The 12,930-nt window shown below is 47.2% G+C and carries 11 protein-coding genes; 3 read left to right on the top strand and 8 right to left on the bottom strand.

Translation table 11 applies throughout. From position 1 onward, the window contains the following. Positions 1-6: 6 nt before the first annotated feature. The 3 genes from SEDOR53_RS0107740 to SEDOR53_RS17425 are packed head-to-tail and all read left to right on the top strand — an operon-like array spanning position 7 to position 4,137. Entirely contained in the window at positions 7-936 is a 930-nt protein-coding gene (locus SEDOR53_RS0107740; protein ID WP_026769212.1) for a TerC/Alx family metal homeostasis membrane protein, read from the top strand. Next, a complete protein-coding gene (locus SEDOR53_RS0107745; RefSeq protein ID WP_026769213.1) occupies positions 933-3,446 on the top strand; it encodes a bifunctional UDP-N-acetylmuramoyl-tripeptide:D-alanyl-D-alanine ligase/alanine racemase in 2,514 nt (837 codons plus the stop codon). Before SEDOR53_RS0107740 ends, SEDOR53_RS0107745 begins: the two co-directional genes overlap by 4 nt. Before the next feature lie 37 nt (positions 3,447-3,483). Further along, a complete protein-coding gene (locus tag SEDOR53_RS17425; protein ID WP_037360791.1) occupies positions 3,484-4,137 on the top strand; it encodes a lipoprotein signal peptidase in 654 nt (217 codons plus the stop codon). Between the two features lie 133 nt (positions 4,138-4,270). Here SEDOR53_RS17425 and SEDOR53_RS0107755 read toward each other — a convergent pair whose 3' ends face one another. The 8 genes from SEDOR53_RS0107755 to hemA all read right to left on the bottom strand — a co-directional run bounded on the left by SEDOR53_RS0107755 (position 4,271) and on the right by hemA (position 12,817). Then, complete coding sequence (locus SEDOR53_RS0107755) at positions 4,271-5,314, bottom strand: hypothetical protein (RefSeq protein ID WP_026769214.1); 1,044 nt, start codon at positions 5,312-5,314, stop codon at positions 4,271-4,273. Between the two features lie 159 nt (positions 5,315-5,473). Continuing rightward, positions 5,474-6,760 (bottom strand): glutamate-1-semialdehyde 2,1-aminomutase, encoded by a 1,287-nt coding sequence (hemL, locus tag SEDOR53_RS0107760; protein WP_026769215.1) that lies wholly within the window; start codon positions 6,758-6,760, stop codon positions 5,474-5,476. Between the two features lie 144 nt (positions 6,761-6,904). Then, complete coding sequence (hemB, locus tag SEDOR53_RS0107765) at positions 6,905-7,882, bottom strand: porphobilinogen synthase (RefSeq protein ID WP_026769216.1); 978 nt, start codon at positions 7,880-7,882, stop codon at positions 6,905-6,907. 130 nt (positions 7,883-8,012) lie between these two features. After that, on the bottom strand, positions 8,013-8,945 hold the full coding sequence (gene hemF, locus SEDOR53_RS0107770; RefSeq protein WP_026769217.1) for an oxygen-dependent coproporphyrinogen oxidase: 933 nt from the start codon (positions 8,943-8,945) through the stop codon (positions 8,013-8,015). Continuing rightward, the gene (gene hemE, locus SEDOR53_RS0107775) at positions 8,938-9,963 is read right to left on the bottom strand and encodes a uroporphyrinogen decarboxylase (protein ID WP_026769218.1); all 1,026 of its coding nucleotides are present in this window, start codon (positions 9,961-9,963) and stop codon (positions 8,938-8,940) included. Before hemE ends, hemF begins: the two co-directional genes overlap by 8 nt. A 34-nt stretch (positions 9,964-9,997) precedes the next feature. Further along, the gene (locus tag SEDOR53_RS17430; RefSeq protein WP_051416547.1) at positions 9,998-10,693 is read right to left on the bottom strand and encodes a uroporphyrinogen-III synthase; all 696 of its coding nucleotides are present in this window, start codon (positions 10,691-10,693) and stop codon (positions 9,998-10,000) included. Then, a complete protein-coding gene (gene hemC, locus SEDOR53_RS0107785; protein ID WP_026769219.1) occupies positions 10,677-11,600 on the bottom strand; it encodes a hydroxymethylbilane synthase in 924 nt (307 codons plus the stop codon). Before hemC ends, SEDOR53_RS17430 begins: the two co-directional genes overlap by 17 nt. Beyond that, complete coding sequence (gene hemA, locus SEDOR53_RS0107790) at positions 11,597-12,817, bottom strand: glutamyl-tRNA reductase (RefSeq protein WP_026769220.1); 1,221 nt, start codon at positions 12,815-12,817, stop codon at positions 11,597-11,599. The genes hemC and hemA overlap by 4 nt, the downstream gene beginning before the upstream one ends. Positions 12,818-12,930: the final 113 nt, after the last annotated feature.

Genomic DNA, 12,930 nt, shown 5'->3' on the forward strand with positions numbered 1-12,930 from the left:
ATTTGCATGACCACCGACCAGCTTGTTTACCTCATCTTCGGCATTGTACTTGTACTGGCTATTGCGTTGGACCTGGGCTTGTTAAGTAAGAAAAACGCAGTGATCACCATCAGACAAGCACTGCTCCAAACCCTTTTCTGGGTGGTGTTGGCCATGGCTTTCTTTGCTTTCCTGTGGGTAGAAGAGGGCTCCAAATTATCTTTTGAATACCTCAGCGCCTACCTGATGGAATGGAGCCTGAGTATCGACAATATTTTTGTTTTCATTCTCATCTTCACCGCTTTCAAAGTAAAGGAGAAATATTATCCGCGGGTATTATTGGCAGGCATACTCATGGCCATCCTGTTCCGCATTATTTTTATCACGATCGGAGTAGCACTGGTGGAACGGTTCAGTTGGGTACTCTATATTTTCGGCGCATTCCTGTTGTACACGGGTTATAAAATGTTTACCAGCAATGAAGAAGAACAATTTGAACCGCATGATACTAAAATATATCGCTTCCTGAAAAAATACCTCCCGCTGGCTCCTACAGATGGAAACGGCAAATACATCATCCGGGTGAACGGCAAGCCGGCGTATACTACTTTATTTGTGGTGATTGTGCTGCTGGCCAGCATCGACCTCGTATTTGCACTGGATTCCATTCCGGCGGTGATGGGTATTTCAAGGGATAAACTGATCATCTATACGTCCAACACCTTTGCCGTATTGGGATTGCGCTCGCTCTTTTTCGTTTTGCGTGGCGCCGTATCACAGTTCGAGTACTTGCAACAGGGTATTGCCATTGTGCTGGTATTCATCGGTGCAAAAATGCTGGGAGAACATTTTATCAGTGAATGGATCGATAAAACAGCACAGGTATTCATTTCACTGGGTGTGATAGTAGCTTGCATCAGCGGATCGATCGTATATTCTATTTACCGGAAAAAATGATCACTTACCAGGTTCAACATATAGCCGATATCATACATGCCGAAGGGCCTGTTACCAGCCATGCGGTGATTGAACACCTGCTGATCGACAGCAGGAAAGTGGTGTTTCCCGGAACTTCCCTGTTCTTTGCTATTACAGGGCCGCGGCGTGATGGACACCAGTTCATAGCTGAAGCGTATGAAAGAGGCATCCGTTGTTTTGTAGTAAAAAAAGAGTTTGATGCCCACTCCTTTGAACAGGCAACTTTTTTAAAAGTGCCCGATGTATTATTAGCCCTTCAGCAACTGGCGGCATATCATCGCAATCAATTCAATATTCCGGTGATCGGCATCACCGGCAGCAATGGTAAAACGATCGTCAAAGAATGGCTGTACCAGTTGATGCATGCCAACCAGCACATCGTTCGGAGTCCGCGCAGCTATAATTCCCAGATCGGTGTTCCGCTCAGTGTATGGCAAATGCAGCCGGAACATACGCTGGGTATTTTTGAAGCAGGCATTTCTGCTGCGCATGAAATGGACAAACTGGAACCTGTGATCAGACCCACCATTGGCATCTTCACGAATATCGGCGAAGCGCACAGGGAAGGTTTTGAAAATGACCGGCAGAAAGCAAGGGAGAAAGCACAACTTTTTTCACACGTTACACAATTGATATTTTGCCGCGAAGCCCTGGCACCGGCTCTGTATCCCGATGGGAAAGACCGCGCATTTTTTCAACCCGATTGTAATTTCTTCAGTTGGAGCCGTATCGAAAATGCTACGCTGCGCGTCACAACCGAAGAAAAACAATCCGGACAAACCTTTATCACTGCGCAATACCAGCAAAGAGATATCCGTATAACAATACCTTTCACCGACCGTATTTCAATCGACAATGCCATCACCTGTTGGTGTGTGCTGCTGATGCTGGGATATGATGAAGCAGAGATACAGCAACAGATGCTGCAACTGGAACCTGTAGAAATGCGCATGCAGTTGAAGAAAGGAGTGAACAATTGTTACCTGCTGAACGATAGCTATAGCAACGACACTTCATCGCTCTACCTGGCCCTTGAATACCTGAAACAACAGGCAGGCGGGCATCGCACCACGTTGATCATATCCGACATCCTGCAATCGGGACAACCGGAAGAGATATTGTATCATGAGTTGGCTGAACAATTGGTGTTACACGATATTGACCGTGTTATAGGCGTTGGACAAGCCATATCCCGTTACAGGCATTTGTTTGAGCGGGTAATGCAGAACGCGGAACGCGGAACGCAGCATGCAGCGCAGTTTTTCGATTCTACAGAATCTTTTTTGCAACAGGCCAATACCAACCAGTTCAGGGATGAATACATACTGCTGAAAGGTGCGCGTGTGTTTGCTTTTGAACGCATCAGTCATTTACTGGAACAGCAGGTGCACCAGACTGTGATGGAGATCAGCCTTACGGCCATGATCCATAACCTGAAAGAATACCAAAAGCATTTACAACCGGCCACCAAAGTAATGGCCATGGTAAAAGCGTTCAGCTATGGTAGCGGCAGTGCAGAAGTGGCTAGGGTGTTACAGTTTCATAAAGTAGATTACCTGGCAGTAGCTTATGCAGATGAAGGTGTTGAGTTGAGAAAGGCCGGCATCAGTTTACCCATTATGGTGATGAATGCCGATGAAGCCAGTTTTGATTCGTTGGTCACTTACGACCTGGAGCCTGAGATCTATTCTTTTTATATCTATCATGCTTTTCATCATTACCTCAACAGCCAGGGCATTGGCCAGTTTCCTGTACACATCAAATTCAATACGGGGATGAACCGGCTGGGGTTTGAGACCGGTGAAGCGAAAGCCATTTGTGTGCTGTTGCATGAACATAGGACCATGGTGGTGAAGTCGGTATTCAGTCACCTCGCCGGAAGCGAAGACCCGGACCTGGATGCATTTACCCATGAGCAAGTGGCACTGCTGGAGCAGGCTTGCCTGGTGATGCAACAGCAATTGGGCTATGATTTCATCAAACATATTTCCAATACGGCTGCAATTTTACGCCACCCCCGTTACCAGTTCAATATGGTGCGGTTGGGTATTGGTTTATATGGGGTGGACAGCGCGAACGACCAGACCTTATCACTGCAGCCGGTGGCTAGCCTGCGCACGACCATCGCACAACTGCGAAAGATTGGCAAAGGAGAAAGTGTGGGCTACAACAGGAAGGGCGTGGTGCAGCGCGATAGCATCATCGCTACCATCCGGATCGGCTATGCGGACGGGTACAGCCGGAAAATGGGCAATGGAAAGGCGCAGGTATACATAAGCGGGCAAAGAGCACCCGTCATCGGCAATATTTGCATGGATATGACCATGGTGGATGTGACCGATATAAGCAGTGTACGGGAGGGTGATGTGGTGGAAATCTTCGGGCATCACATTGGTATACAGGAGTTGGCTGCCTGGGCGGGGACCATTCCTTACGAAGTGATGACGGGTATCAGCCAACGGGTGAAAAGGGTGTATGTAGAAGAGTAATGAATCCTATCTTTGATTGGTTTTTAAAATAAAATAAGTGAAAGCAAAACATGTGTTTTTTATCATCCTGGGGGTGATACTGTTAGACCAGGCATTAAAATTTTACATTAAACTGAATTATTATGCAGGCGAAGAACATGCCGTATTAGGCAGTTGGTTCAACCTGCATTTTGTAGAAAACGAGGGGATGGCCTGGGGTTGGAAATTCGGCGGCGGCTTTGGAAAAATTGCCCTGACCTTGTTTAGGCTGGTGGCCGTAGTTTGGGGTACTTTCTTATTGAAAGACTTTATTCGAAAAAAATACCATCGTGGATTTATTGTCTGCGCAGCACTGATCTATGCAGGCGCCTTGGGAAACCTGATCGACAGTTTGTTTTATGGATTGATTTTCGATAACAGCAACCAGTTCTCACAAAACATTGCCCGGCTGTTTCCTCCGGGAGGCGGATATGCCGGTTTGTTCCACGGTAAAGTAGTGGACATGCTGTATTTCCCTATAATCAGAAATGCGCATTTCCCATCATGGGTGCCTTTCTGGGGTGGGGAAGAGTTTGAATTTTTCCGCCCGGTATTCAATATTGCCGACGCTTCTATCTCTCTTGGCGTGATCCTGATCCTTATCTTTCAAAACCGGTTCTTCAAGAAAGAACAGCTTATGAAAAAGGCTACCCTTGAGCAGGGCAGCCTTTGATTGAATCGTCACCCTGAGCGAGCGAAGCGAGTCGAAGGGGCTGCCGAGGGATCTGCCCGAACTTTCAGCAGGTCCTTCGACTCGCTTCGCTCGCTCAGGATGACGACCTCGCTCAGGATGACGGCGTTTTGTTTTATTTAATCGTTGCTGTTTTTAAAGTAATGGCCTGCGTGGTTCCTCCGCTTCTCGGGAACACCTGATCAACCAATCCTGTTCCCCTTGCATAATAAGCGGTTCCTTCTGCAATCTTGGTAAAGCCTGTTGTGCTGCCTGAGGCCTGGAACTGTATTTCACGCTTCATTGCAATTACATCGGAATAAGTGGTTCCGCCGGCAACATAAGGTGTGCCTTTCTGTATCACCGTAAACAATGCCTGGGAAGTACCGGATTGCCCTTTATACCAGGAAGTGCCTGGCTGTGACACAGTCCAGGTATCGCCCACATTTGCGCTTTCTTTCATGAACGGGTAACTGATATAACTCTTGGCCACTGGAACGATCGAATCCAATACCGTGGTATAGTCGAACTCGATGGTACTGTACGCATAATAATTGCCCTTGCCATCTTTAGCGAAATAATAACTTGCTTTGTTGTTCATACTATCCACCTGCTGGAACTCAAAATAAGTAAGCGTATCGATGGGATAGGTATTGGTAAGTACAGTAGTGGTGAACCAGTTGGGCGGTGTTTGAAGTGGTGGTACAAACTGGTACGTCCAGCTGGACCCGAAAGTATTGGGAAAATAATCATTGTTGGCGCCAGGATTGGCAGATGAAAGCGAGAATGTACAAACACTACCATTGAAGGTTAATACAAAACCGCTTTTTTGTGGCAGGATGGGTTTACCTTTTGCCCTTACTTTAACCAGTACGGCGCCTGTTTGTGTTGCGAAGCCGGAATCGATGAACCATAGACCGTTTACGGTATCACTGGTGATCTTATATTTGCCCTGGGCGGTGAAATTTACATTAACCAATGCGTAGTTGCTGTCGCCTACAGACTGCCCTACCACATAGCCTCCTTTGACTATGATATTTTTACAGTTGCCGGCTGAATCGGTGAGGGTTCCCTTGGCGCTACCGCCGAGTCCCGTGGTTTCGAGACTTAGCTCCTTGGAACAGGCGCTGAAGAAAATTGCAATGAGAAAAAAAGAAAAAAAGAGGGTAGTTTTTTTCATGGTTCTTGGATTGTTGGATACTGGTGCTGATTTCAAGAGTGAAATTTAACGAATTACGCAGCCCGGTTACATTAAATTAGTCGTTTTTTATAATTGTTACTCAATAATTTAATGAAAATCGGCCAGCTTAACCGCAAAATCGGCTATGTATAGCAAAAATCATGCTATTTCTTTCAGGCTCTCAGCTGCAGCTTCGATGGTCTGGTCGATATCGGCTCTGGTGAGTGCATTGTTCAGGAACCAGCTTTCAAAAGCAGAAGGAGGCAGGTAAATACCTCTTTTGAGCATGGCATGGAAAAACAGCTTGAACAATTCATTACGGGCAGCCGCGGCGCTGGCAAAATCAGTCACGGGATGATCGCTGAAATGCACACTGATCATGGAACCCAGGCTGTTGATCACATAGGGAATACCAGCAGCTTTGAGTACCTTGTTGAGGCCCGTGTGCAGGTAGCTGGTCTTTTCATCCAGCTCCTGGTAGATAGCGGGGTTCTGTTTTAATTCCTGTAACAGGGTGTAACCGGCGATCATGGCAATGGGATTACCACTCAAAGTGCCCGCCTGGTATACATTACCCAGGGGAGCTATTTTTTCCATGATGGCTTTTTTACCTCCGAATGCACCTACCGGCATACCACCTCCTATCACTTTGCCGTAAGTAACGAGATCGGCGGCTATGCTTAATTTTTCCTGGGCGCCCCCGGAAGCCAGCCTGAAACCGGTCATCACTTCATCAAAGATCAATACCATGTTTTCCTCATCGCATATGGTGCGGAGTCCTTCCAGGAATCCGGGCTGTGGTAAAATACAACCCATATTGCCGGCAACGGGTTCTACGATGATCGCTGCTATTTCATTTTTATGTGTTGTTACCAATTGTTTTACTGCTTCCAGGTCGTTGTATGCACAGGTAAGCGTATCGTTGGATACGCCGCCTGTTACCCCCGGAACGGTCTGGATATTGAAAGTAGCTACACCACTGCCCGCTTTAACCAGGAAGGCATCCGCATGACCATGATAGCAACCTTCGAACTTGATGAATTTATTCCTGCCGGTATATCCCCTCGCCAGGCGAAGGGCGCTCATGCAGGCTTCGGTACCGCTGCTGACCATGCGTATCAGGTCTACATTGGGAGCCATGGACCTGATCAACTCGGCCATCTCAACTTCGAGCAGGGTAGGCGCTCCGTACGAAGTGGACAATAATGCTTTCTCCTGGATGGCTTTGACTACGGGTTCATAAGCATGGCCGAGGATCATCGGCCCCCATGAAGCGATATAGTCTATATATCTGTTGCCATCAGCATCATACAAATAAGCGCTTTTTGCTTTTTCAATAAATAAAGGCGTACCACCTACACTTTTAAAAGCCCGCACAGGCGAGTTTACGCCGCCGGGAATACTTTGTTGCGCGCGTTCGAAGAGGAGTTTGCTTTTTTCGTACATGGAGTTGTTTTCTAATTGTAAAAGTTAACAATGGCACGTCATCCCGAGTCTCCTCGAGCGTCATCCCGAGCGCAGCTGAGGGATCTGTCCGAGTGTTCAGCAGCTCCCTCGACTCGCTTCGCTTGCTCGGGATGACGTGCTAAATTATTGGGTCAATAGCTTTACTGCGTCTTTTGCAAAATACGTGGCGATCAAATCGGCACCGGCTCTTTTGATCGAAGTCAGGCTTTCGATGATGGCTTTGTTTTCATCGAGCCACCCGGCTTTAGCTGCGGCTTTGATCATCGCATATTCGCCGCTCACATGATAGGCGCTCACAGGCACTTCAACAGCATTTTTTATTTCACGGATGATATCGAGGTAAGCCATTGCGGGTTTTACCATCACAATGTCGGCGCCTTCTTCAATATCCATCAATGTTTCTTTGATGGCTTCGGTGCGGTTAGCATAATCCATCTGGTAAGTTTTCTTATCACCGAAACCAGGCGCACTGTCCAGCGCATCGCGGAAGGGACCGTAAAAACAGGAAGCATATTTGGCGCTATAACTCATGATGCCTGTTCCGGTAAAATGATTTTCTTCAAATGCTGTTCTGATGGCGCCAATGCGTCCGTCCATCATATCGCTCGGCGCTACAAAATCGGCGCCTGCTACGGCATGGCTCAGGCTCATCCTTACCAACGCTTCTACCGTTTCATCGTTTACGATCTCACCATCTTTTACAATACCATCGTGGCCATAAGAAGAATAAGGATCCAGCGCCACATCGGTCATCACAACCATTTCAGGAACGGCATCTTTGATAGCTTTGATGCTGCGTTGCATGAGACCGTTTTTATTCCAGGCTTCTTTACCTGTATTGTCTTTCCATTCGTCTTTGCATTTGATGAACAGCAACACGCATTTAATACCTAATGACCAAAGCTCTTTCACTTCTTTCACCGTAAGGTCCAATGACCTGCGATGATAGCCCGGCATGGATGCAATCTCTGTTGCGATATTCTCTCCTTCATCTATGAATAACGGAGCAATAAAATCGCTCGGCGTTAAAATAGTTTCTGATACTAAAGAACGAACAGCAGCAGATTTTCTTAGTATGCGATTGCGTCTTTGTAAATACATATATATGATTTAATTAGTCATTTTATCTCCGTCATCCTGAGCGAGCGCAGCGAGTCGAAGGACCTCATTAAGTCTTCAGCAGGTCCTTCGACTCGCTGCGCTCGCTCAGGATGACGTATTATTTGTATCATTAAACCCACGCTCTTGGTTGTAAGCAAATTTTCAATAACTCTTCTTCCTTGCTTCCTTTCTTGGGTTGATGATCGTACACCCATCTCGCTCTTGGCGGTAAGCTCATCAAAATACTTTCCGTTCTGCCGTTGGTTTTGAGTCCGAAAATAGTACCACGGTCGTGGATGAGATTGAATTCTACATAGCGACCCCTGCGGATCTCTTGCCATTCTGTTTCTCTCGCGCCGTATGCATGCTCTTTTCGTTTTGCAACGATGGGCAGATAAGCCTCCAGGAATGCATTTCCGTTGGCTTGTTGAAAAGCGAACAACTTCTCCAGTTCGTTTTCATCTTTAGGGCGAAGGTGATCGTAGAATATACCACCAATGCCCCTGGTCTCTTTATTGCGATGCAGGTTCACAAAATAGTTGTCGCACTGCGCTTTGTATTTCGTGTAAAGATCCTGGCCAAACGGATCGATACTGTTCTTCAGCGTCTGGTGAAAATGACGGGCATCTTCTTCAAACAAATAATAAGGCGTGAGGTCGGTGCCGCCGCCAAACCACCGGTCGATAATGTTTCCCGATGCATCGTACAATTCAAAATAGCGCCAGTTGGCATGAACGGTAGGCACATAAGGATTCAGCGGATGGATCACGAGCGACAGTCCACAGGCAAACCATTGGTCGCCATCGAGCTGTAGCTGGCTGCGCATGGGAGCATTTACTTTACCACTCACCACAGAAGTATTGACACCACCTTTTTCAAACACAGCTCCATCGCTGATGACGCGGGTCTTGCCACCTCCGCCTTCTTCGCGCTTCCATTGGTCTTCTTTGAAAACGGCATTTCCATCAACATCTTCCAGGCCTTTGCATATACGGTCCTGCAAGCTGTGTATATAATCTATCCAGCGGTCACGAAACAAAATATGATGGTGCTGTTCAGGCATGACGGTATGCTTTCACAGTATCAACAAAAGCCCTGGCATGGTCTACCGGTACATTCGGCAGGATGCCATGACCCAGGTTGGCAATATGGTTTCCCGGTCCGAATGCAGCGAGCATCGCTGTTACTTCCTTGCGGATAACCGGAATGGGTGATAAGAGTTTGGCCGGATCGAAATTTCCCTGCAGTGTAACCTGCTTGCCCGCCAGTTGCCTGGCCACAGTGGGTTTGATACACCAATCGATACCCAGTCCATGCGCTCCTGTAGCCGCCATCTCATCCAGGCTATGCCAGGCGCCTTTGGCAAAAATGATCACAGGGGCTTTGTCCTTCACGGCAGCAACGATCTGCCTGATGTATTGCAGTGAGAGGTTTTCAAAATCATCAGGACCCAGTAATCCACCCCAGCTGTCGAATAGCTGCACTGCATCGGCACCGGCGCGAATTTGTCCTTGCAGGTAAGCGATGGTGGTATCGGTGATCATCTGCAATAATTGATGGGCCAGTTCCGGTTGTGTATAACAAAAGGCCTTTGCTTCATCAAATGTTTTGGAGCCTTTGCCCTGCACCATATAACATAAGATGGTCCAGGGAGCGCCGGCAAAACCGATCAGGGGCACGCGGCCATTCAGTTCCTGCTTGATGAGTTTGATGGCATCCAATACATAACCGAGGGTTTCTGTTATTTCAGGTACGCGGATGCGGTTCAGGTCGTTCTTTGTTTTAATTGGATCGGGCAGCCAGGGGCCTTTGCTTTCCACCAACTGCACTTCAAGTCCCATGGCCTGTGGTACTACCAGTATGTCTGAAAACAGGATGGCGGCATCTACACCAATGATGTCAACCGGTTGCAAGGTAATCTCGCAGGCCAGTTCCGGTGTTTGACAACGTTCAAAGAATCCATACTTTTCACGCAATACCATGTATTCGGGGAGGTATCTTCCTGCCTGGCGCATCATCCATACAGGTGTTCTTTCAGTGGGCTCTCCGCGGAGTGTTTTTAATAATAGATCGTTCTTCATTTTACATCTTTTTTCATCGTCATCCTTCGCTCGCTCAGGATGACATTATTGCTTTTCTTATCAACGCTTCTTTATCGGGGGAGTCTCCCACCTTCACAGGATTGCTGCAATATTTTTTCACAGCCGCTTTTGTTGTATTGCCTATTGCATATACTACCGTATGTTCGGGCAATTTGTTTAGCTTGAAAAAACTGTCAACTGCACTCGGACTGAAAAATACCACTGCATCATAGGCTTTGTCCACTTTGTGTGGCAGCAACCTTGTTTGGTATACCGTTATTTCATTGACCACTATGTTGTGTTCCTGCAATTGATGTGGAAGTTCATCGCGGCGGTTATTGCCGCAAAAGAAAAACACTTCTTCGGGACTGTCTTCTATAATGGCATCGGCCAATGCCATCGCATGATCGGCTGTTGCAGTAATTGACTGTGCGCCGAAATAATCCGATACCAGTTCCTGTGTTTTATGACCAATGCAGTAGATACGCCATTCGGGCACCTGCTGATCCAGCATATCGGTAACCGCTTTCACCGCATTCATACTGGTGAAGACGATTGCAGCCCTTTGCAGTGCAGCCTGTTCTATCTCCTGTTGCACTTCCACATCCTCAATGGCTTCCGTTTCAATGAACGAAATGGCTTCCAGCTCAATATTTTTTGATTGAGCTGCGCGAACCAATGCAGCGCTCACTGGCCGGGTAGATAATATGGTTTTACGAATGGGTTGCATTGCGAATGGCAGCTACTATTTCGCCGGCTCCCTGCTCCAGCAGTTGGGTGGCGGCAGTTATACCAATGCCCGTGCTTTTTTGCACGGGAACCTGGATAGCTGTTTCTAACTTTTGTTTACCGTCGGGTGAAAGGATATTGCCACGGAATAAAACAGTATCATTGGATAATTCAGCCAGGGCACTGATAGGTGTGGTACATCCGCCGAACAAACTGCGGAGAAAATCTTTTTCGATTTGTGTGCATAGTGCAGTAGTTGCATCGTTCATTAAAGCACAGGCATCGGCTACTGTATGTTCATGCTCCCTGCATACTACCATGATGGCTCCTTGCGACGGAGCGGGCAGCATCCAATCCAGTTCTATGGCATTATCGGGCCGCAGGCCGATGCGCTCCAGCCCGGCGGCGGCAAAAATGGCGCCATGCCAATTGCTTTCTGCCAGCTTGCGCAACCGGGTGTTCACATTACCGCGCAAACTTTCTATACGATGATGCGGATAATGGTTGAGCCATTGTGCTTTCCTGCGGGTGCTGCTGGTGGCAATGGTGAGGTCATTCGACTCACTCGGCTGCGCTCGGGATGACGAAGGAACTAAAATATCTTTATACGAAGCCCTCTTTAGCACGGCAGCTTGTATGATGCCTTTTGCCGGTTGTGTTGGTACATCTTTCATAGAATGCACCGCGATGTCTATGCGTTTATTCAAAAGAGCTGCGTCGAGGGTCTTGGTAAAAATGCCCTGCACACCTATTTCATACAACGGTGTTACCAGGTCGAGGTCGCCATCACTTTTCACCAACACCAGCTCACTGGATATACCATGTTGTTTCAGTTGTTCCTGTACCAATGTAGCCTGCCAGACAGCCAATTGACTGTCGCGCGTGCCAATTCTTAATAGCTTGTTCATCTTATAGTGCTGCTGGTCATGAAATCATTGATCGCCTCTATATAGTGGCAGCCGGGTTGGTGCTGGTGGCGCATTTTCAAGGCCACATTGTTCACCACTTTCTGTATGGCAGCTTTGTTGATAGGTGTTGAAGATAATTGCTGGTGCGCCGAGCGGAATATTTCACAACTGTACATGTCTTGCAGTTTCTGCTTGACCGCTTTCAATACCGGAACATGGCTGCGCAGACTGAGCCATTCTTCGAATTCGGCTTTATGTGTTTCAATGATGGTCAGCGCTTTGGGCACTTCTGCTTTTCTTTTCAGCAATGTTTCATCGTTGATCTTTGACAGGTCATCCACGTTGGCCAGGGTAATATGTGCTAAAGTGCCGGCCGCAGGTTCAATATTATTGGGGATAGACAAGTCGATCAATATCTTGGGTGTACTGTTGATCAATTGTTGACGGGTGATGACCGGACTACTGGCATTGGTAGCCACAATGATGACCGACGCATCCTGTACCTGTTGTTCCAATGATTCGTAAGGAGCAGCTTTCAGTCCCATTTCATTTGCCAGCTCCACTGCTTTTTCTGGTGTGCGGTTGATCAACACAATGTCTTTGATACCCAGGTAATCGATCAGGTTCTTGCAGGTATTGCGACCGATCTTGCCGGTGCCCAACAATAGTATCTGTTGGCTGCTATGATCAATAAGGCGTGATTTAAGGAATTGAATGGCGGCAAAAGAAACAGAAATAGTACCTCCGCTGAGCGCCGTTTCATTCTTGATGGTTTTAGAAGCCTGCAATACGGTGTTGAATAACCTTTCCATGAAAGCGCCGATGCAGTTTCTTTCTTTGGCGAACTTAACGGCCTGTTTCATTTGTCCAACGATCTCATAATCGCCCAGTATCTGGGAATCGAGACCGGCGCCAACTGCAAAAATGTGGTTGATGGCGTCATGGCCTTGCCTGATATAACATCCTTCGGTAAAAACAGCGGCTGAACCTGTGGTTACACTGCACAATAATTCAATTAATAAAGCAGCATTGTCGGCCAAGCCATAAATTTCAGTACGGTTACAGGTACTGAGCACAAATACTTCCTGTAATCCATACAGGGAAGCTTTTTGCAGGAGCGTTGCGTATTGATCGGGCCCTACAGCAAACTGACCGCGGATATGCGCATCTGTTTTTTTATAGTTGATACCTGCCACAAAAAATTGATCAATAGCCATGCTTTCCCTTCTTACTGATAATAACTACGCAAAGGTATCGTCAACAGTTTCTAAAAGGGTATGATTTCCGTCAATTCATTGTCATTTCTCTGTCACAATACAAGAAGCGCTAT

It is taken from the genome of Asinibacterium sp. OR53 (assembly GCF_000515315.1).
Taxonomy (GTDB): domain Bacteria; phylum Bacteroidota; class Bacteroidia; order Chitinophagales; family Chitinophagaceae; genus Sediminibacterium.